The organism is Pseudomonas gingeri (assembly GCF_013385425.1).
Classification (GTDB): Bacteria; Pseudomonadota; Gammaproteobacteria; order Pseudomonadales; family Pseudomonadaceae; genus Aquipseudomonas; species Aquipseudomonas gingeri_D.
This window is the reverse complement of sequence record NZ_JACAQA010000018.1, coordinates 236,807-257,248: the sequence shown is the minus strand read 5'-3', so window position 1 is coordinate 257,248 and position 20,442 is coordinate 236,807. Positions and strand designations below refer to the sequence as shown.

18 protein-coding genes and 2 pseudogenes are annotated in these 20,442 nt (G+C 54.3%); 10 read left to right on the top strand and 10 right to left on the bottom strand.

Annotation, left to right across the window (positions count from 1 at the left end; genetic code table 11):
- The first annotated feature begins 65 nt into the window (after positions 1-65).
- Positions 66-896, top strand: coding sequence for an NADPH-dependent 7-cyano-7-deazaguanine reductase QueF (queF, locus tag HX830_RS21455; RefSeq protein WP_177102471.1), 831 nt, complete (start codon positions 66-68; stop codon positions 894-896).
- A 70-nt stretch (positions 897-966) separates the two neighbouring features.
- Here queF and acnB read toward each other — a convergent pair whose 3' ends face one another.
- A complete protein-coding gene (gene acnB / locus HX830_RS21450; protein WP_177102612.1) occupies positions 967-3,567 on the bottom strand; it encodes a bifunctional aconitate hydratase 2/2-methylisocitrate dehydratase in 2,601 nt (866 codons plus the stop codon).
- Positions 3,568-3,969: 402 nt separating this feature from the next.
- Here acnB and HX830_RS21445 point away from each other — a divergent pair, with 402 nt between their 5' ends.
- Positions 3,970-4,440, top strand: a complete 471-nt coding sequence (locus HX830_RS21445) for a DUF1289 domain-containing protein (RefSeq protein ID WP_152737331.1) — start codon at positions 3,970-3,972, stop codon at positions 4,438-4,440.
- On the opposite strand, the gene HX830_RS21440 is transcribed toward HX830_RS21445, so the two are convergent.
- A complete protein-coding gene (locus HX830_RS21440) occupies positions 4,441-5,304 on the bottom strand; it encodes a universal stress protein (protein ID WP_177102461.1) in 864 nt (287 codons plus the stop codon).
- A gap of 225 nt (positions 5,305-5,529) precedes the next feature.
- Between HX830_RS21440 and miaE the strand changes: the two genes are divergently transcribed.
- Positions 5,530-5,691 (top strand): tRNA isopentenyl-2-thiomethyl-A-37 hydroxylase MiaE, encoded by a 162-nt coding sequence (gene miaE, locus HX830_RS21435; RefSeq protein WP_218171353.1) that lies wholly within the window; start codon positions 5,530-5,532, stop codon positions 5,689-5,691.
- On the top strand, positions 5,681-6,286 hold the full coding sequence (locus HX830_RS21430) for a tRNA-(ms[2]io[6]A)-hydroxylase (RefSeq protein WP_177102452.1): 606 nt from the start codon (positions 5,681-5,683) through the stop codon (positions 6,284-6,286). The genes miaE and HX830_RS21430 overlap by 11 nt, the downstream gene beginning before the upstream one ends.
- A gap of 276 nt (positions 6,287-6,562) precedes the next feature.
- On the opposite strand, the gene HX830_RS21425 is transcribed toward HX830_RS21430, so the two are convergent.
- On the bottom strand, positions 6,563-7,486 hold the full coding sequence (locus tag HX830_RS21425; protein WP_177102450.1) for an HNH endonuclease: 924 nt from the start codon (positions 7,484-7,486) through the stop codon (positions 6,563-6,565).
- Positions 7,487-7,654: 168 nt separating this feature from the next.
- On the opposite strand from HX830_RS21425, the gene HX830_RS21420 reads away from it, so the two are divergent.
- Positions 7,655-8,218 (top strand): hypothetical protein, encoded by a 564-nt coding sequence (locus HX830_RS21420; protein WP_177102448.1) that lies wholly within the window; start codon positions 7,655-7,657, stop codon positions 8,216-8,218.
- A 212-nt stretch (positions 8,219-8,430) separates the two neighbouring features.
- Here HX830_RS21420 and HX830_RS21415 read toward each other — a convergent pair whose 3' ends face one another.
- On the bottom strand, positions 8,431-8,973 hold the full coding sequence (locus HX830_RS21415; RefSeq protein ID WP_177102446.1) for a recombinase family protein: 543 nt from the start codon (positions 8,971-8,973) through the stop codon (positions 8,431-8,433).
- A 311-nt stretch (positions 8,974-9,284) separates the two neighbouring features.
- Positions 9,285-9,518, bottom strand: coding sequence for a helix-turn-helix domain-containing protein (locus tag HX830_RS21410; protein WP_177102444.1), 234 nt, complete (start codon positions 9,516-9,518; stop codon positions 9,285-9,287).
- Positions 9,519-9,626: 108 nt separating this feature from the next.
- Here HX830_RS21410 and HX830_RS21405 point away from each other — a divergent pair, with 108 nt between their 5' ends.
- Complete coding sequence (locus HX830_RS21405; RefSeq protein WP_177102441.1) at positions 9,627-10,214, top strand: hypothetical protein; 588 nt, start codon at positions 9,627-9,629, stop codon at positions 10,212-10,214.
- A gap of 490 nt (positions 10,215-10,704) precedes the next feature.
- Here the strand turns inward: HX830_RS21405 and HX830_RS21400 are convergent.
- The 3 genes and pseudogenes from HX830_RS21400 to HX830_RS21390 form a co-directional block, all read right to left on the bottom strand.
- Positions 10,705-11,016, bottom strand: a pseudogene (locus HX830_RS21400) (cell envelope integrity protein TolA); the annotation flags it as partial.
- A gap of 2,026 nt (positions 11,017-13,042) precedes the next feature.
- The gene (locus tag HX830_RS21395) at positions 13,043-13,765 is read right to left on the bottom strand and encodes a hypothetical protein (RefSeq protein ID WP_177102439.1); all 723 of its coding nucleotides are present in this window, start codon (positions 13,763-13,765) and stop codon (positions 13,043-13,045) included.
- 368 nt (positions 13,766-14,133) lie between these two features.
- Positions 14,134-15,738: a recombinase family protein gene (locus tag HX830_RS21390; RefSeq protein WP_177102437.1), complete on the bottom strand. Its 1,605-nt coding sequence runs from the start codon at positions 15,736-15,738 to the stop codon at positions 14,134-14,136.
- Positions 15,739-15,931: 193 nt separating this feature from the next.
- Here HX830_RS21390 and HX830_RS21385 point away from each other — a divergent pair.
- Positions 15,932-16,438, top strand: a pseudogene (locus HX830_RS21385) (tRNA-(ms[2]io[6]A)-hydroxylase); the annotation flags it as partial.
- On the opposite strand, the gene HX830_RS21380 reads toward HX830_RS21385, so the two are convergent.
- The gene (locus HX830_RS21380; protein WP_103499481.1) at positions 16,435-16,839 is read right to left on the bottom strand and encodes a type II toxin-antitoxin system HicB family antitoxin; all 405 of its coding nucleotides are present in this window, start codon (positions 16,837-16,839) and stop codon (positions 16,435-16,437) included. The pseudogene HX830_RS21385 and the gene HX830_RS21380 overlap by 4 nt on opposite strands.
- Before the next feature lie 23 nt (positions 16,840-16,862).
- Complete coding sequence (locus HX830_RS21375) at positions 16,863-17,045, bottom strand: type II toxin-antitoxin system HicA family toxin (RefSeq protein WP_103499471.1); 183 nt, start codon at positions 17,043-17,045, stop codon at positions 16,863-16,865.
- Between the two features lie 202 nt (positions 17,046-17,247).
- On the opposite strand from HX830_RS21375, the gene HX830_RS21370 reads away from it, so the two are divergent.
- The 3 genes from HX830_RS21370 to HX830_RS21360 are packed head-to-tail and all read left to right on the top strand — an operon-like array spanning position 17,248 to position 20,401.
- Positions 17,248-17,730: a MarR family winged helix-turn-helix transcriptional regulator gene (locus HX830_RS21370; RefSeq protein ID WP_103499470.1), complete on the top strand. Its 483-nt coding sequence runs from the start codon at positions 17,248-17,250 to the stop codon at positions 17,728-17,730.
- Positions 17,720-19,189 carry an efflux transporter outer membrane subunit gene (locus HX830_RS21365; RefSeq protein WP_103499469.1) on the top strand — a complete coding sequence of 490 codons (1,470 nt, stop codon included), beginning with the start codon at positions 17,720-17,722 and terminating at the stop codon, positions 19,187-19,189. Before HX830_RS21370 ends, HX830_RS21365 begins: the two co-directional genes overlap by 11 nt.
- A gap of 15 nt (positions 19,190-19,204) precedes the next feature.
- Entirely contained in the window at positions 19,205-20,401 is a 1,197-nt protein-coding gene (locus tag HX830_RS21360) for an efflux RND transporter periplasmic adaptor subunit (RefSeq protein WP_103499468.1), read from the top strand.
- Positions 20,402-20,442: the final 41 nt, after the last annotated feature.

The window sequence follows — 20,442 nt, the reverse complement described above, 5'->3', positions numbered from 1 at the left end:
GGGGTTTTCGTGCATGCGGGTGAATTGCGATAGACTGGCGGGGTTTATTCAGTCAGGTTTTTGCCATGCATCCCGCCGCCGAACACTCGCCACTGGGCAAGTCCAGTGAGTACATCGCCACCTACACCCCGTCTTTGCTGTTTCCGATTCCACGGGCGGCCAAATGGGCCGAGCTGGGCCTGAGCGCCGAGACCCTGCCGTATGTCGGCGTGGACTTCTGGAACTGCTTCGAGTTGTCCTGGTTGTTGCCGTCCGGCAAGCCGGTGGTGGCGATCGGTGAGTTCAGCATCCCGGCGGATTCGCCGAATATCATCGAATCCAAGTCCTTCAAGCTGTACCTCAACTCCCTGAACCAGACGCCGTTCGTTGATACCGCCAGTCTGGAAGCGGTACTGCGTGCCGATCTGTCGGCCGCTGCCGGCAAGCCGGTGGGGGTGCGGGTCCGCCATTTGAGCGAGGTGCAGGCCGAGGGTGTGGTCGCTTTGCCGGGTGTGTGCATCGACGACCTGGAGATCAGTGTCAGTGACTACGCCCATCCGCGTCCGGAGCTGTTGCGTTGCGATGAGTCGCGGATTGTCGAGGAGAGCGTGCACAGCCATTTGCTCAAGTCCAATTGCCCGGTGACCAGCCAGCCGGACTGGGGCAGTGTGGTGGTGGAGTATCGCGGTGCGGCGCTGGATCACGCGAGCCTGCTGGCGTATCTGGTGAGTTTCCGCCAGCACTCGGACTTCCACGAGCAGTGTGTGGAGCGGATCTTCCTCGACCTGCAACGCCTGTTGAAACCGGAAAAAATGACGGTGTACGCGCGCTACGTGCGACGGGGCGGGTTGGATATCAATCCGTATCGCAGTACCGAAGCGGCTGTGTTCCCGAACCAGCGCCTGGTGCGTCAGTAACGGCAGGTATAAAACCGACAGGCATAAAAAAGCCCCGACTAGTCGGGGCTTTTTCTATTGCGCGTACAGCTTAGGCTTGAACGACCGGAATCTTGGCGTTCGCCGCGGCTTCACGGAACTCGGCGATCTGGTCGAAGCTGAGGTAGCGGTAAACGTCGGCAGCCATGCTGTCGATCTTACCGGCGTACTCCATGTATTCCTCGACGGTCGGCAGGCGACCCAGGATCGAAGCCACGGACGCCAGCTCAGCCGAAGCCAGGTAGACGTTCGCGCCGTCGCCCAGACGGTTCGGGAAGTTACGGGTCGAAGTCGAGACCACGGTGGAGTTCGGTTCTACCCGTGCCTGGTTACCCATGCACAGCGAGCAGCCCGGCATTTCCATGCGTGCGCCAGCTTTGCCGTAGATGCCGTAGTAGCCTTCTTCGGTCAGCTGGTGAGCGTCCATCTTGGTCGGCGGCGACAGCCACAGACGGGTTGGCAACTGGCCTTTGACCTGGTCCAGCAACTTGCCCGCAGCGCGGAAGTGGCCGATGTTGGTCATGCAGGAACCGATGAACACTTCATCGATCTTCTCGCCAGCAACGCTGGAGAGCAGACGGGCGTCGTCCGGGTCGTTCGGCGCGCAGAGCACAGGCTCCTTGACGTCGGCCAGGTCGATTTCGATGATTTCCGCGTACTCGGCGTCCTTGTCGGCTTCCAGCAGCTCCGGGTTGGCAACCCAGGCTTCCATCGCCTGAGCACGACGCTCCAGGGTGCGGGCATCGCCGTAGCCTTCGCCGATCATCCAGCGCAGCAGGGTGATGTTCGACTTCAGGTACTCGGCGATCGACTCTTTCGACAGCTTGATGGTGCAACCGGCGGCGGAGCGTTCGGCCGAGGCGTCGGACAGCTCGAAAGCCTGTTCGACGGTCAGGGTTTCCAGGCCTTCGATTTCCAGGATGCGGCCGGAGAAGGCGTTTTTCTTGCCTTTCTTCTCGACGGTCAGCAGGCCTTTCTGGATGGCGTAGTAAGGGATGGCATGAACCAGGTCACGCAGGGTGACGCCGGGTTGCAGCTTGCCCTTGAAACGCACCAGGATCGATTCCGGCATGTCCAATGGCATCACGCCAGTGGCGGCGGCGAAAGCCACCAGGCCGGAGCCGGCCGGGAACGAGATGCCGATCGGGAAACGGGTGTGGGAGTCACCACCGGTGCCGACGGTGTCCGGCAGCAGCATGCGGTTCAGCCAGCTGTGGATGATGCCGTCGCCCGGACGCAGGGAAACACCGCCGCGGGTCATGATGAAGTCCGGCAGGGTGTGGTGCGTGGTGACGTCGATCGGCTTCGGATAGGCCGCGGTGTGGCAGAACGACTGCATGACCAGGTCGGTGGAGAAGCCCAGGCAGGCCAGGTCTTTCAGCTCGTCGCGGGTCATCGGACCAGTGGTGTCCTGGGAACCGACGGTGGTCATCTTCGGCTCGCAGTAGGTGCCAGGACGAACGCCCGTCACGCCACAGGCCTTGCCGACCATTTTCTGCGCCAGGGTGTAGCCCTTGGTGCTTTCAGCGGGAGCTTCCGGCAGCTTGAACAGGGTCGAAGGTGGCAGGCCCAGTTCAGCGCGCGCCTTCTCGGTCAGGCCGCGGCCGATGATCAGCGGAATACGACCGCCGGCACGGACTTCATCGAGCAGGACCGGGGTCTTCATTTCGAAGGTGGTCAGGACTTCATCGCTGTTGTGCTTGGTGACCTTGCCAGCATGGGGGTACAGGTCGATCACGTCGCCCATGTTCATGTTGGTAACGTCGAACTCGATCGGCAGTGCGCCGGCATCTTCCATGGTGTTGTAGAAGATCGGGGCGATCTTGCTGCCGAAGCAGAAGCCACCTGCGCGCTTGTTCGGCACGTAAGGGACGTCGTCGCCGAAGAACCACAGCACCGAGTTGGTGGCCGATTTACGCGACGAACCGGTACCGACCACGTCACCGACGTAGGCGATCGGGAAGCCGTCGTTGCGCATCTGCTCGATCTGTTTCATCGGGCCGATGGCGCCTTGCTGGTCAGGCACGATGCCGTCACGGGCCATTTTCAGCATGGCCAGGGCGTGCAGCGGGATGTCAGGGCGCGACCAGGCGTCCGGAGCCGGCGACAGGTCGTCGGTGTTGGTTTCGCCGGTGACCTTGAATACGCGCAGGCTGATCTTGTCGGCCAGCACCGGGCGGTTCTTGAACCACTCGCCGTCAGCCCAGGACTGGATCACTTCCTTGGCGTGGGCGTTACCCTTCTTGGCTTTTTCCGCGACGTCGTGGAAGGCGTCGAACATCAGCAGGGTGTGCTTGAGTTGCGCGGCGGCAACGGCTGCCAGCTCGGCGTCGTCCAGCAGATCGACCAGGGTCACGATGTTGTAGCCGCCCTGCATGGTGCCGAGCAGTTCTACCGCACGTTTCTTGTCGATCAGGGGGGACTTGACTTCGCCCTTGGCCAGGGCGGAAAGGAAACCGGCCTTGACGTAGGCCGCTTCGTCCACGCCAGGCGGAACGCGGTTGGTGATCAAGTCAACGAGGAAAGCTTCTTCGCCAGCCGGGGGATTTTTCAGCAGCTCGACCAGGCCTGCGGTTTGTTCGGCGTTAAGCGGCTGGGGCACGATACCCAGGGCTGCACGCTCTTCGATATGTTTGCGGTAGGCTTCAAGCACAGTTATTACCCTCATCAGTGGTCCCAAATGGGTGTCCGGGACGCTCATCCAGAAATGCACGGCACTCATGCGCTGCGGGGCTTTTTGAGCCGCTTAGCCAGAGTTTCCACGATTTCCAACAGAAGCTGTTTTCAAAGTTTTACGCCTGCGGAACGGGGCTGATGAGGGTCGGCGCAGGGGCTTCCGGGGGGAATTCCTGCGCCAACGCCGTTCTCTAGGGTGAACTGTGCTCGTGACGCTTTGAAAACAGCTTCCAACGGACATTGGCGCCTAAAAAGGCAGGCCGATTCTACGGCATATTCCAAAGAAAGGTAAGTTAGGCCCTACAGGTTCGGGGGTGACCCTTGTTAGACAAAGGGCTAACATGCGGACCTGTTCTGCTTTTCCGCGTGACCCCTGCCCATGTCCAATCAGACCATCAAGACCCCCTGCGTCGGCCTCTGCTCCACTGTTTACGGTGATCTGGTGTGCCGCGGCTGCAAGCGCTTCCACCATGAAGTCATCCATTGGAACGGCTACAACGAGGAAGAAAAGCGTGCGGTCTGGTTGCGCCTGGAACAATTGCTGGTCCAGGTCATGGTGGCCAAGATCGAGGTATTCGATCCGTCCAGGCTGCGCCAGCAACTGGAGGCCCGCAAGATCCGCTTCGTGCCCCATCAGTCGGAATATTGCTGGGCGTACCAGTTGATTGCCCGTGGCGCCCGGGTGATCAGCCAGTTGGAGGCCTATGGCATGGTGTTGCTGCCGGAGTTTCGCGACTGGGACCTGCCGTCGCTGCGCGACGCCATCGATCGGGAATTTTTCCTGCTGTCCGAGGCGCATTACCAGCGCTATATCGCCCCGGGTTTCCTCAAGGAGGCCATGGGCGGCTGATCAGGGGCGTGGCGCCGTCTCCACCAGGTGATCGATGATTTCCTGGGGCTTGAGCACCAGCACATCGCTTTCCAGGGCATCGAGCACCACTTCCGCGGTATTGCCGATCAGTGCCCCGGAAATCCCGGTGCGCGCCACCGTGCCGATCACCGTCACCGCGGCCCCGAGCGTGCGGGCCATATGGGGAATCAGCACATCGGCGGGGCCTTCCTTGATATGCAGGTGTTCGTCATCCACATCGAATTGGCCCTGGAAATCCCGGCATTGGTCGCGATAACGGCCTTCGATGGTTTCCCTGAGCTGGTTTACCGGGTCGGCGGCCGACAGCATGGGCGAGGGGTGGGCGCTGATCACGTGCAAGCTGCCCTTGGCCAGGCTGGCGATGTCATAGCCGTGATCAATGATGCTGGCGTGCAGGTGCCGGTGTTCATCATCGGCATTGCCCACGTCCACGGCCGCCAGAACGACGCCTCCTGACCAGGGCGTCTCGGTCTTGACCATCAATACGGCGCAGGGGCAGTAGCGCAGCAGCTTCCAGTCGGAAGGGGTCAGCAGGGCCTTCTTCAGCGGGCTGTCGGGGCGGTGCTGCTTGATCACCAGGCCACAGCCTTCCGCCTGTTGCACGCCGATGATGGTCTCGTGCATGGTCTTGTCCCAGGCTTGTTCGGCCGTGGCGCTGTAGCCGTCGTCATGCAACTGGCTCTTGAGCAGGCTGAGCAGGGCGCTGTGGTCGTGCTTGGGATCACACATCAGCAGGTGCAGGTGCGCATCCGTGACGCCAGCGATCAGCTTGGCGCGGTTGAGGGCCAGGCTGTGGGCGTGGTCGGGGTCGAGTATCACCAGAATGCTGCGGATGGCTTGCATGGTCGGGGTGCTCCGAGAAAGTCTGAAGGCGACTTGGTACAACTATAGTTGCAGTCTGCCGACTGCGACCTTGATGCATATCAAGCAGGGCGACTGGCGATCTGCTCCGGCCGCCGTATAATCAGCGACCTTGTTCTGCCTGATCCCCCCGGTTTTTGTGAGCCCCATGTCGACTATTCCCGCGTTGCGCCCTTGCCAAGCCTCTCCTGTGACGGGAGTTTTCCTGTGAATCTGCCGGAAATCCATGAATTCCTCGGTTGCCCGACCCCGCAAGGCTGGGTGCAGGCGGCGCTGGCGGATCAGGAAACGCTGCTGATCGATCACAAGAACTGCGAGAAGAAGTCGGCAATGCAACTACGAATTGTGAGAAAAACCCATGCTGCCTGAAGTCCATGATTTTCTAGGGTGCCGTACCCCCGATGCTTGGGTTGAAGCGGCTCTGAACCAGCAAAACGTGATGCTGATTGACCACAAGAATTGTGAATTCAAGGCCGCTAGCACTGCTCTGAGCATGATTGCCAAGTACGGTGCGTATTCTGATCTGGTGATCATGATGTCCCGGCTGGCCCGTGAAGAGCTTGTGCATCATGAGCAGGTTTTGCGGTTGATGAAGAAGCGCAAAATCGAATGGCGGCCTTTGTCAGCTAGCCGGTATGCGTCTGGGCTACGATCGGTTGTACGCAGTCACGAGCCAGTGAAGCTCGTTGATACGTTGGTGGTGGGGGCCATTATCGAGGCTCGTAGCTGTGAACGCTTCGAAGCCCTTGTGCCGCATTTGGACGAGGAACTGGGGCGGTTCTATCACGGGTTACTGAAAAGCGAAGCACGGCACTTTCAGGGGTATCTGAAGCTGGCCTACCAATATGGAGATGCGGCGGATGTGGATCGAGTGATCGAGAAGGTGAGGGTGGTTGAGGCTGGCTTGATTGACAGCCTGGACAGTGAATTCAGATTTCATAGTGGTGTTCCGACACGGGCATAACGTGTGTTCCTACGGTTATCCCCCAGTCACAGCGATAGATGCCCTGTAGATTTCTCCTACTGGGCATTTTTTTTGGTCGAAAAACGTACCAAAAAATTTGGAGAAGAGAAATTTTTGTCGGCCTATTTTTCAAATCAGACTATGCCCATAAAAAGGGACCCATCGCCCCTTTAGGCCTGCTGTGGCAGCATGTAGTGGATCCCCCCCGTCTAGTCCCTGCTTTCTCCGTAAGAACCTCACCATGGAGCACAGGCCGATAAAACCATCTAGCAGCTATCATCCGTCAACCTTGGTTTCTTCAACTGACTCGAATTGCATGTGAACTTCGTGCGGGAAGCTGGTGAGCTCTCTAGATGAGAAATCACGTTCAATGTGCAGTTGCTGTCCGAACAGAGCAATTTCTTCTTCCGGTCGGGTATCGGGGATGTAAGGCAATTCGGATTGAAGGACTACGCCAGCTTTGAGATCCAGCCTAGTCGGAACGAACGTCATTAACGCAAAGCTACCGAAGGCAATCCAGAATAGGCAGTGCGGGATCGTATTGGTGTTCCGAAGATAAAGCCTGTAGACGCACGAGGTGTATCTTGTCCCCGGTGTCAGTGTTTCGATTACGATGGCCGGGTTGATACTCATTTCACGAATAGTGAGCGGATTTAGCCATTCGAGAGTGGGCTCAAAGAGGGGGAGGCACCTTTCATTGGCGACTGAGGCGGCTATTTTGCAGAGCGCCTTGTAAGCCATGTAGGGTACGAACGGTTTCCTCTGCATCACCCAAGAAACGTGATTACGATCTTCGTGATGCCCGAGCGCGTCGTCTTCATTCAGAGTGATAGCAATATGATTGGTGTGGCGGTTCATCTGAAACGCCCCAATTTTTTCGTCACTGTGCTTTGGGGTTTTCCTAGTCTTGTTCGTGATTCCATTCAGGGCCCTGAAGGGATGCGTGTACTTTTCCAAGTGCGGTTCGATCGTATTACCGAAGTGCTCGTTACAACTGTCACATTCCGAATTGAGTATAAGTTGGTGATTGCCGAGAAATTCAGGAATGGCATGAGCCTTCTTCTTGAAAGTCACAGATTCACGGCCACGGCCGCAGAAGCGGCAGGTGAATCGTTCTCCGATGTAGCGCTTATGTCCTGCGCCAGCTATCCCCGCCTCGATTAGCTGAAACTCTTCGAGCCGTACTCCTTCAACACTCATCTCGATCCCCCAATGTGCTGTGTTCCTAGCCCGATGCTAGTCTATCTTAGGGGCTTGAGCGAGCGCCTCCCTAGACGTCGACCACGCGCACCGGATTGGTATCTCTCAGCGCGACAAGTCACCCTATTCATCACCAGATCCACGAACAACGGAAAAAAGGATTAGGCTATGTCATTGTTTAGACGCTTTTTAAAGGGCAAGTCGGAGTCGGGAGCTACGTCAGAGCAGCCACCGCAAGCGCCTAAGTCCGGCATCCCGGTGGTGAATGGGGATTTCTCTCGGGTTACAGAGGCAGTCAAGGCTGACTTATGGCAAGCCATCGTCCAGACCGAGGACATTCCAGCCGTATCGGCAGAATTCGTCTATGAAGTTGCCCTGCGCACCGCAGTGAGTGGCAACCTTTATGAAATGGCTGAGGCGCTGAAGAGTTTGGGGATACAGACGCAGCGGGCGACAGACCTTTGTAGGTGGTTGCCGAGCAGAGCCAAGTCACTGATAACTCGCGACCAGCGAATCAAGCTTGGGCTTACGGAAGCCATCTGGGTCTATTCTGGGGCGCCGTGCATGTCTAACCCGAGTGACGAAACGTCCAAAAGCCGAGATGAAGCCCATCGCCTTGCTAACGGGCAGAAGTTTAATGTTGCTGATGGGCTCACCCTGAACGGAAAGAACACCTGGCCAGGCTACGAGCAGGACTGCAAATGCTCATCGAAGTCCGTGCTTCCTTTCTGAGTACGGAAAAAGCATCTGTGCATTAACGCTCAATTTTAAGGTGGTGTTGAGCGCGGCCAGATGGCATCTGGACTATTTGGTCTTGAATTCAAAATGACCTCATAGCATGGGGTGCCGCTGATCTTGCTTCTGAAACTCTACAGACGCAGGGCAATACCTTGACGCCAGACAGCACAAAGCCCGCCGTAGCGGGCCATTGAGACACAGTACAATCAGGCTTTCATTGCCCTTTGCACGCTGCTCAAACTTACATCCAAAGCCTTTGCCACCTTGCGGAACGATGCACCCTCAGCTTGCATTGCAACCCTGATCGCAGCGTCATCAACTGACTTTGCACGACCTTTGTACACGCCCGCTTCCTTCGCCTTGGCGATGCCCTCCCGCTGACGTTCCTTGATCATTGCTCGTTCAAACTGGGCAACGCTACCCAACAGCGATAGCATCAACTCCTGCATGGGGTTGGCTTCACCTGTGAACAGCAATTGCTCCTTGTGAAAGTGGACGCTGATCTTCCTGGTATTCAAATCCTTCACCAGCTTCAGCAAGTCTTCCAGTGACCGGGCCAGCCTGTCGATAGAGTGGATGTGGACGGTGTCGCCCTCACGGATGAATTTCAGCATCTCTTGTAGGTGAGGGCGATCTGTCGTCGCACCCGACACCCTATCTTCAAACACCCGGTCCAGAGTCACGCCGTCCAACTGGCGAGCGGTGTTTTGATCAACCGATGAAACCCTGACGTAACCTACATTTGCCATTTTCTGTACCTTTTGTATTCATTAGCTTCTAGATGTTATGAGTGTGATCGTGTTCATTAACAAAATCAATCCTATTGAACACGATTTAATGGGGGATTCTGTATTCACTGGTCTGTAGTCTCAGGGGTGTACCCAATTGAATATAGGCTTGCGACGATTGGTGCTCTAGTGGCGTAGAGTTCTTTGATAGCTGATCTTGGACGAAAGGATCTTCATCAATACGGGATACTGACACCCAGCGAAAGCAGCGGACTGTCTGCACAGGGTGAGCGGTTGAAGGGCAAGCGAAGTCATCGGATCAGCAAAGAGGGTCACGGTTGCTGATCCAGCATCCTTTCCAAATCGGATATCAATTCGGACGGTGGGCATTTCAAGGCGTTCGCGAGCTTGAACAGTACCGCAATCGTAGGGTAGTGAATGCCGCGTTCTATCAGGCTGACATAGTTACGCTGTACATCAGCGTCATGTGCAAGCTGCTCTTGAGTCAGTCCCGCTTCCTTACGTTTTTGGCGCAATACCTTTCCGAAAGCTAAGCCGATATCCACATTCGCAGCCCCATCTCAAAGACGGGTCACTGTCGGGGATGGCTGTCGATACGTCCTCACAGTATACTGTGAATTCTGACGTTAAAATCACAGCTACTGAGGTGCTTAATGAAGCTCTACACCGCAATTCTCAGCATGCCGCTGGCCCATCTGACGGGTGTCAGGAAAAAGGTGACCAGCCAATTGGCGTTCTGCGGACTGGCCTTTGTTGTGATCAATGCATGGGCCGATGTCGACAAAGAGAATTTTGACAAAACGGTTCATGATGATGCGGCCTATCAAAAGCAGCTTTTAAATCCTAAAAGCAATTCCGTGAGTGTAGGCGGACTTCGGGTGGCTGCGAATGGTTGTGTAGCACGTCGGAAGATCGTAATGCAGAATCAGTTCTTAGAGCCGAAATCCTGGGCGGGTTCAAAATTCCTGGTTCTCAGCGCAAGTTTCAAAAACATTTCGACTACTGCCAGGTATATGTCGCCTGGCAGTGTAATGATTCATAAAGGTGGGAAGACTTATAAGTTTGATAAGTTTGAAATGGTCGCTGGAGACGGATTTGGCGTTCTATCTGAAGCGTTGAATCCATTGATTAGCTATCGCACCAAGCTTATCTACAGAATTCCCGTCGATTTGACGGGCAAAGTAGTTTGGCAACCCGATGACAGATCCACTGATGTTACGGTGTCTTGCGGATCAATCTGACAGTTTTTATACCATGTTTTGTTTTCGACCCTTTTATTTGTGAGAATTGATTATGAAAAAAGCATTTGCAATATTGCTTGTTGTCGTTGGGTATGTGCCGTTTGCATTCGCCGGAACTAAGGCCCATCAGGATCCAGACATTTTGTTTTGGATACTTGCTGCTATCGTGCTTCCAACAGTGCTTTACACCTGTAACGTTTGGCGACTTTGGGTGCTTGGGTTTAGGTTCGGCATCGCAAGCAAATCCACATTCCTTCGGTCGGTCAAATGGTCCGCTGCATCGGCGATTGTGACGGCGGCGTCGGTTCTTATTCTTTCTATGTTTAGGTAGAAGCAGAAGGGACTGATAGTCAAAGCCCCAATGGAAAGATGCTGGGGCTCTGGTTATTTGATTATAGGGATTTCTAACATCAAAGAAAACGTGTGGACGACCAACCCTCGATGTTCCCGCACGTATTTCGAGTGCAGTTGATCACAAGAGCCCATTATATCAAAGCGCTAGATCCTCAGGTGTGAAGGTCATCTTGAATGAGCGGTAGGGTTGGAAATCACTCGGCTTCAGATTCTGCATTTCTGTCAGGCGGCCAATGTTTTTGATCGCAGCCACCGCCGAGGCATCGTATGGGGCATCACCACTGGACTTGGCGACACTGACTGACTTCACCGTGCCATCCTGCAACATCTCGATCTGTAGCACAACGGTCATACCATTGCGTGATGACGGTGGGCGAGCCCAACCTTCAGAAGCTCGCGCCCTGATTAGATCAAAAAAGTTATCGGCTGTCTCATCGGAATTTGAATCCGGTGTAGGATCGTCACCTATTTGAATTGCAGGCCAGCCACGTTCTTCATTTTTTTGTTTTATCGCTTGTGCAACATCAGGGAGATTCATGCGCAGTGTAATCGGCAAGATAAAACCAACCCGACCACTAACAACGATGCGGGGGATTATCACCACCGATGGGAGTTTTTTATCCGCTCGTTTTACATCGGCGTAGCGAAAACCAGTGAGAAATGCGCTGGATGGTCGGACCTCCCAACAATCTCCTTTACTTAAATGCTGCTTTAAAAACGAATCGACGAATTTTTCACGTCCTTGTTCCTCGGGTGGGACTTTTTCATAAAACTCAAACAGAGTATCTGCACTCTTGCACATAAGGCCGGCATTTACCATATCCCGAAATGGGCCTGCATCAAAGTCACCAGATTTATTGGTAATTTCAGCAAATGCATTTGTCATCATCGCCATACCAACGATGCATCCAGCAAACATTGTTTTAATCAACATGTCGTTTCCTATGTATTGGAGGGATGATGCCATCATCTTACAGTGATGGCCCGATGATTGTACAGGGCTCTATGCACTCATTTATGCTAATCGAATTCTCAAACGGTAAAGCTCTTGCATTGATCCTTGCTGGTAGGTAAATATCGGATTTAGGCTAGGCGGTAACGTCAATTGCTTTTCAATGCAGATGACGCCCCCTTACTTACAAACCAATCCCGCAAACCGCACCCACCTACAATCGCCACGGCGGCATTCGGGAGGCCTAACCAGTACAGCCCACTGCCTACCCATACAAAACGCCTCACGTCGCAAACTAGACGTCCGTAGGCGGCATTATCTTAATGGCTGAGACATCATGTAATTACTTGATGTCCAAAGCTTCAATAGTTGAGATACTATTCTTTGAGCGCCACGACTTTACTTTCGTGCACAGTTTTTTATTCTGGCCGTATCTATCTTAATTAAGATTTCCGAAGCCCATCGGCCTTGCGCGTTGCTGGGAATAAAGTTTTTTTCCGCTTCAGCCGATGCAAGAAGGTTATAAATGAAATTCATTTCTGTAGGGTTAAGCATTTCAGCCAAAAGGAAATGAACTTTGTTATATTGGAATAGCCTCTGAAATCTTGTGATCATTGGACTATAGCTTCGCACTGAGAATGTGCGGTCTGTATTTCGTTTATTTGTCATTATGGCTCGATATATATTAAAATTTTTATGTAAGCTGGTGCCTACTGGTTAAAAGTTTAGAATGGTAAATCCAAATGCATGGACAAGACTGTTAATTGGCCAGTCTTGAATCTTCCGAATAATGGACCGCTCTAAATTAAAGTTACATAAGAGGCGGCATCATGAACATTCACCAATGGAATTCGGTTTTCGTCTTGATAGATGGGAGTTTTGTCTGTCCCCGGTGCATGATTGCGTAACTGCTGGCTTGCATAGAACAGGTGTTTTCCCATTAGCTATGGCTTTAAACACAACGATGAGGAAAACCAGTTCCCTTGGGTTAATCGTATGACATCATCCATGTGACACAGAAAAATGTTCGGGTTTTTGTTATTAGGCCATAACGCCTCTAACGTCAAAGAAAACGTTTCAACGGCTAATCAGTTGTTCATCACGTATTCGCTTGCCCTTTATAGAAAAATCAAATACATCCGCCTTGTCAATCCTCCATAAAAGACTCCAGTGAAATCGATTGCCGGTCACTAGATGGCGGTTGTGCCTTGTTTCTTCGTTTCAGTCTAGGCTGTGAAGAGCACTTGCGGCTTTCGCTAATATCCGGGTGTATTAGCAATCCTTCTTCGTATGTGATTTCATTCTTAATTACTTGTATGATTGGTTGCATTACTCTGGTTTTCCTTGGGTTGGTGTGAGGAACCTAATATCGAATTAGATTTACACTTGAGTCGGTTGGCAGTTTTTACTGTAGGCCACATCAATATGGTACAGAATCAAGAAATACAGGGCCTCCAGAGCCGCCTATAATCACAACTGGAAGGCTGAAAGATAAAAACAATGCAGTCCATAGGGTAGTCGCTTAAATCGCCTCAGGCAGCGCGACAGGGGCTGCATGGGGCATGATAGTTGTTAGCGATATATCAAGCGGCTGCATAAATTCAAGAATATCAACAGTCGTCACGCTATCTTTCATAGCCTGATCGAGTAGCTGTTTTCGCAAGTCAGGCTTGCCGGCGAGTTTCCATTCCTTCAATGCACGACTGACAGCGCGGCAGGGGCTCAAAATTTGGCCATGCTCAGGCTTTGTATAGACCTTCGCCAGATAGCTCATCCATTCAAAGTAGCTATCTTTTTCTTCTATGGTTCGAAGGTGATGCCCATAAGCGTCAATATCAGGGCAGACTACTTGATAGTTGGCCAGAAAACCTCCAGCCAAGAGTCGTGCCATAAAATGTTGTAAACTTGATCTCCGATCTAACCTATCATTCAATATTATAGCGAAGTGATGATGTAATCCTTCATCGTCTTCATCGCATTCCACAACCGTCAAACGTAGTGGCACGTAACCAGACTTTCTTTGGAAAAAAGTAGAAAGACGGGCACTGAATGTGCGGCTAGTCATTTTTTTCGTAAACCTAAGCCGGACATGGTAACCGCGTGGCCTAGGGTAGGCTTTTGTACCCTCGTAAATCATCACATACAATTCTTCTAGAATCTTGGTGATCGACGGGTATAAAACCCCGCACTTGATTGGAACTCCCATAAAACGAGCCTGGGAGTAATATTTTTTATTTTCTGACATGGTAGATTTTTATTCAGACCTATTTCCTAGTTGGATGCATGAAAGAGCACCTTTAATTTTAGTAACCACCAAGCCGCTCCCTGCATTTAACTCTGTCACACTAGATGCCATGTCCAGAGTGGACAGAGAAATAAAGATCCCGCCCACGAAACATAACCAGCACCCAGCAGTGCATGGGTTTGGGGGGATATTGGGGTGTTTGCAAGTCAAATCTTCCCTGACCGTAGTCTGGGTACGAAAAAAATCGTGCTTTTGACTTCTATACAATTATTTGCAGGGAGCGCGACCACCCCAACGGAAAGATAGTTTCCCACGATGGACGATAGCTTTACGTGGTTATATGCGAAGACGAGGGGCGGAGGTGTCGATTAGCCTTCAAGTGATTCGAGAAAGTCATACATCTCCTGTTGCTCTGGGGGTAATTGCACCTCTTTATAAAGTGCAGTTCCTTCCCTTTGTGCTCGCAGCATTTCTTCGAAAGTCCTGAGTCGTTCTTTGGTAAAAGTACCTTCTCTGTTTGCTATGTTGTAAATATTACCGTTTACGAGAAGACGGTACGCTTGAATTTTTCTATTGTAGTTTATGTATGTGGATTTGCTCAGTTCGTTACCAATGGTGTTTGCTAGTATGCTACGATTGGCATAACATTTGATTTGATAACCCACAGATTGAAGCAGTGCGTTTAGACGCATTGGGTCATCTTCAATCAATTCATGTTGATAGTCCCACGCATTTTCATAGTTGCTTGTATTGACTGTATCGTCTTCAGCCAAATAAAGTTTTTCGTTTTCCAGTTTTGTTCTCTCGGAAAGGAGTAGTTTTATTTGAATGTCAAGCTCTGGTACAGGTCCATACTGTTCTAGGGAATCCATCAGGTTTGTAATTTTTTTTGCAATGTCATTTAACCGGCCTTCGAGAATTATGCTTTGCTTCTTGGTTTTTGAAAGTTCGATGTTCTGTAAGGCGTTTTCCACTGCGAGTGTCGCAGTGTCATGGCAAATATGCAATAATACCGGTACAGGAAAAGATGTGCCGTTTTCGCATCGATCAATACCATGTATTGCTCGTGCCGAGCAGTGCATGCTATTGGGGCTAGACTTGTTGACCTTCACTTGAAAAGACGAACCACAGTTTCCGCATTTCACAAGCCCGGACAGAAAGTGTTTGGTTGGTGATGAAGCTGGTACGTAAGCTTCTTCAAAGCACCTTTGGACTTGATAAAACAGTTCTTGGCTGACAATTGGTGGATAGATTAAGTGTTCGCGCCAAAAGCCGATTGCGGTTTTGTTTGTTAGCCATTTCCTGACGCTGGCTGGATGGCTTTTTTCAAACGCTGAATGCATTGCTTTCAATCTTTTGAGGATTCTACGCTCCCCAAGGCCAGACAGAGCATCTTCAAAAGCTGTTTTCATTGCCGCTGCGATATCATCCTTTAACGTTCCATCGGTGTTTAGCCAAATGGGTGTTCTTCTTTTTGGGATTAGTCCTTTTCTGGCCATTTGTTCACGGATTGTATAGCTTTTTTTGATCCGACCTCCAAGTTCTTGGCTATATGTGAAGGCTTGTTGTACTTTTCCTAGAAGCAACCAGATTTGACCCGCAGTAATGATTGGGCCATAAACTGTTTCATCTTGCAGTGTTATGATTCGTACGCCAGCCTCGATAATTTGATTTATTAGTGAGAACATCTTTAGTTCTGGTAGGCGCCCAATTCGGTCAATTGCTTCAACCAAAATAACGTCGCCTTCGCCAATCTCTTTAAGCTCAATAGCTTCTTGGAGTTTTCCAAATCCATGCTTTAAATGATCACCTTTAGATGCAGAGCGTCCTAGATCTTCAAATGTCTTTGGGTAGATTTTATACTCGGGGTTTTCACCAATCCACTTGGCTATCATTTCTTGCTGCCGTTCTAGGCTTGTGCCTGAACCTTGTTTTGCGCTGGAGAAACGCGCGTAGCCGACTGCATAGGGCATATATACTCTAAGTCCTAGGTAAAAATATTTTTGGGCAAGTTCATACGAAGCGCTTGGGGACGTCGAGCGCAGTAGATTCTCGTTTGGATGTAAAATTTATACCACGGCTTTTCGTGTATCTAAACAGAATCGATATTTTTTTTGTTGCCAATTTGATGTAATTGGTTTTCATGGTGTTATTGCTGATTATAGTGAGTTCAAGGCGGCCAGCACCGCCTTGAGCCTGATCGCCAAGTACCACTCCCATGTCGATCTGATCAACCTGATGTCGCGTCTGGCCCGGGAAGAGTTGGTGCACCACGAACAGGTCATGCGGCTGATGAAGCGGCGCAAGATCGAGTTGCGGCAGTTGTCCGCCGGTCGTTATGCCTCGGGGTTGCGCAAGGCGGTCCGTAGCCACGAACCGGTCAAACTGGTGGACACCCTGGTGGTCGGCGCCTTTATCGAAGCCCGCAGTTGCGAGCGCTTCGAGGCCCTGGTGCCGCATCTGGACGAAGAACTGGGCAAATTCTACTTCGGCCTGCTCAAGAGCGAGGCCCGGCATTTCCAGGGTTACCTGAAACTGGCCTACCAATACGGCGACGCCGAGGACATCGGCCGAGTCATCGAGCGGGTGCGGGCGGTCGAGCAGGACCTGATCGAGTCACCCGACAGCGAATTCCGCTTCCACAGCGGTGTCCCGGCCGTTGCCAGCGTTTAAGTGCGCACCAGCTTTTCCAGCGCCGCGTCCGCCAGGAACGATGAGCGGCTCTTGATCCGGTGGTCGCGCACGTAACGATCGATACGCTGGATCACAAAGCCGGGAAGGGTCACGTTGACCTTCTCGGTCTTGCCCAGGTAGGGCGAGATATCGATTTCCAGCATGCCCCAGCCCATGTCCGCGAACTCGGGATTTTTCCGATGGGTGAAGGAGGGCGAGGGTGTCGGCACGGGCTGGCCGTTCGAAACGATCTCCTCGAGCATGATGTGGGCGATTTCCAGGGCGGCGTTATAAGCCTCTTCGAACGTATCGCCGGCGGTCACGGCCCCCGGAATATCCGGAATCTGGATGCCGATGGCGGTGTGTTCATCACCCCATTCAATCGCGATGGGATATTGCATGATGGTCTCCTGACTGAACGGGTTCATAGCAAGCCCGCCCGTTTTCTGATGCTTCTGATGGTCCCGAGCGGCAGATCCTTCTTCGGATGTGGCACGGGGATCGAGTGGGGGCTGCTGGGGTGGACAAACACATGATGACTGCCCCTGATTCGTTTCAGTATCCAGCCAGCGGCCTCCAGTTCGGCGATCAAATCCCTGCTTTTCACCTGTGACTCCTTGTCAGGTATGTCAGGGAAGCCTAGCCGTATCGCTATCAAACATCGAATTCAAAGGTGTGTCTAGAGTTATCTATCCGGCGGGTCGCCTTTCATCGACTAAATAAAAAGCTTGCTAACTAATGCTTTGATATTAGCTGCCTAAGCAGTAATATCTCACCAACTCTCTGCCTAAGCAGCTTTTGGTGGCCTAATGAAACATTTCACCCCGGACGACTTTCACAACTGCCATCTCGGCCTGCTCCTGGGCCGTGCCGCGTTGCTCAAGGACCGGATCATCGACGCCCATATGGTGCCGTACGGCATCACCGCCGCGCAGTTCAAGGTGTTGATCATCATGGCCCAGTTCGGGGTTGATACTCCGGCCGAGCTGTGCCGCCACCTGTCCCTGGACAGCGGTTCGATGACCCGCATGCTTGATCGCCTGGAGCAGAAAGATCTGCTCGCCCGTCGGCGTTCCGAAGGCGATCGGCGCCAGGTGCAACTGGTGCTGACGGCGCAGGGGCAGGTCCTTGCCGACCGTTTGCCGGAAATCGGTGCCGATGCGATGAACGAACTGGCAGGGGCTGTCACCCCGCAAGAGCTGCGGAGCCTGGAAGAGATCCTGAAGAAAATTTTGCTGGCGGCCGGGGACTCGATCACCCTGCTGCGGGTGGGTGAAAAAAATGAGCAGTAAAACCCTGCGTACCGGCTTCAGCCTGGTGTTCGTGTCGATGGTCCTGGCCGGTTGCGCCAGCTACAGCGGCCTGAACACCGAAGGCGTCAGCCTCGAGGCGAAAGACCTCAAGGCCGCTCAATCCCTCAAGGGCGTGACCCTGTCGCCGGCGGCCTGGCCGAAAAGCGACTGGTGGAAAAGCCTCGGCGATCCGCAACTCGATGGCCTGATCCGCGAAGCCCTGCGCGACAGCCCCGATATGCAGGTCGCCAGCGCGCGTGCGCATCAGGCCAGCGCAGCGGCCGATGCCGCCGATGCGGCGCGGACGCCGACCCTCGATGCCAGTGGCGGTATCACCCGTTCGCGCCTGCCGCGGGACCAGGACCCCACCGGTCGCGGCGGCCTCTACGAGACCGTGCGCAAGGCGGGTGTCACCTTCAACTACAGCTTCGATCTCTGGGGCGGCCAGCGTGACGCCTGGGAAGCCGCGTTGGGTCAGGCACGTGCCGCCGAAGTCGACCGCCAGGCCGCGCAACTGACCCTGGCCGCCGACGTGGCACGGGCCTACAGCAACCTGGGGCAGGCGCATATCGTCTATGACCTGGCCAACGATGACCTGCAGCGCACCCACAAGCTGCTGGACCTGGGCAAGCGTCGGCTGAGTTCCGGCATCGACAGCCACTACCAGTACCAGCAGACCGAAAGCCTGGCCGCCACGGCTGAAGAGCAGGTGATCGACGCCGGGAAAAAGCTGCAAAGCGCCAAGGTCGCCCTGGCCGTGTTGCTGGGCAAGGGCCCGGATCGCGGCAATGAGATCGCCCGGCCGAAAATCCTCCAGCCGAGCGCCGTGGCCTTGCCTTCGGTGCTGCCGGCGGAACTGCTGGGACGGCGTCCGGACCTGGTGGCCGCGCGCTGGCGTGTCGAGGCCGCGAGCAAGGATATCGCTGCCGGCAAGACGCGCTTCTATCCCAACCTCAACCTGAGTGCCGCCGCCGGTGGCGAGTCGTTGCTGGGAGATGCGATGTTCGGTTCCCCCAGTCGCTTCTTCAGCATCGCGCCGACCGTCTCGTTGCCGATCTTCGATGGCGGTCGCCTGCGCGCCGGCCTCGACGCCAAGGACGCCGACTACGACCTGGCGGTGGCGCAATACAACAAGAGCCTGGTCCAGGCCCTGGGTGATGTCAGCGACACCCTCCAGCAACTGCGCGCCCTTGGCCAGCAGATCGTGGCCCAGCAACATGCGGCGGATATCGCCCAGGACTCCTATAACACGGTGTTGCAGCGCTATGGCGCGGGCATCGGCAACTACCTGGACGTACTCACCATCGAGCAGACCCTGTTGCAGGCCCAGCGTCAGCTGGCGGACCTGAATGCCCAGCAGATCGACCTCTCCATTGAACTGATGCAGGCCCTGGGTGGTGGTTTCCAGGCTGACAACATCGCCTCGAACGCCACCCGCCCCTCGGCTCAGACTTATTAATTCAAGGTACCTGCCATGGCCATTGCAACGAACACTACTGAAACAACCCAGGATGCTGGCAATTCCCGCAAGCGCAAGGTCATGCTGACCGGTCTCACCCTGCTGGTGATCCTTGGCGGCCTCGGTGTCTGGGGTTGGCATGAAGTCTACGGACGCTGGAACGAAAGCACCGACGACGCTTATGTCAACGGCAACGTGGTGGAAGTCACCCCGCTGGCGACCGGCACCGTGGTCAGCATCGGTGCCGATGACGGCGATCTGGTGCATGCCGGGCAGGTGCTGGTGAACTTCGATCCGAGTGACGCCAAGATCGGTCTGCAAAGCGCCGAGGCCAACCTGGCCAAGGCCGTGCGCCAGGTTCGCGGCTTGTACAGCAATGTCGACGGCATACGCGCCCAGGTCGCCGAGCAGAAGACAGCGGTGCAGAAGGCCCAGGAAAACTTTACCCGTCGCAAGAACCTGGCGGCCGGTGGCGCGATTTCCCAGGAAGAGCTGTCCCACGCCCGTGACGACCTGACCTCCGCCCAGAGCGCGCTGAACAACGTCCAACATCAACTCAACAGCAGCAACGCCCTGGTGGATGACACCGTGGTATCCAATCACCCGGATGTCAAAGCCGCCGCCGCGCAACTGCGCCAGGCTTATCTGGCCAATGCGCGGACCACCCTGATTGCCCCGGTCACCGGCTATGTCGCCAAGCGCACCGTGCAATTGGGCCAGCGGGTTCAGCCGGGTACCGCGCTGATGGCGGTGATTCCCCTGGATCAGCTGTGGATCGACGCCAACTTCAAGGAAACCCAGCTGCGTGATATGCGCATCGGTCAGCCCGTGGACATCGAGGCCGACCTGTATGGCAGTTCGGTGAAGTTCAGCGGCACCATCGACAGCCTCGGCGCCGGCACCGGTAGCGCCTTTGCCCTGCTGCCGGCGCAGAACGCCACCGGTAACTGGATCAAGATTGTCCAGCGGGTGCCGGTGCGCATTCACATCAACGCCGAAGAGCTGGCCAAGCACCCGCTGCGGGTCGGCCTGTCGACCCAGGTCGAGGTCAACCTGCATGACCAGAGCGGCCCGGTGCTGGCCCAGCAGCCGCCGCAGAAGGCTTCGTTCAGCACCGATGTGTATGGGCAGCAACTGGCCGATGCCGATGCGGAAATTACCCGTCTGATCCATGAAAACAGCGCCACCGCGACGAAAACCGCGCAACGCTGAGTCGCCAATCCAGCCGCGACCCGAGCGTCGCGGCACCTGCC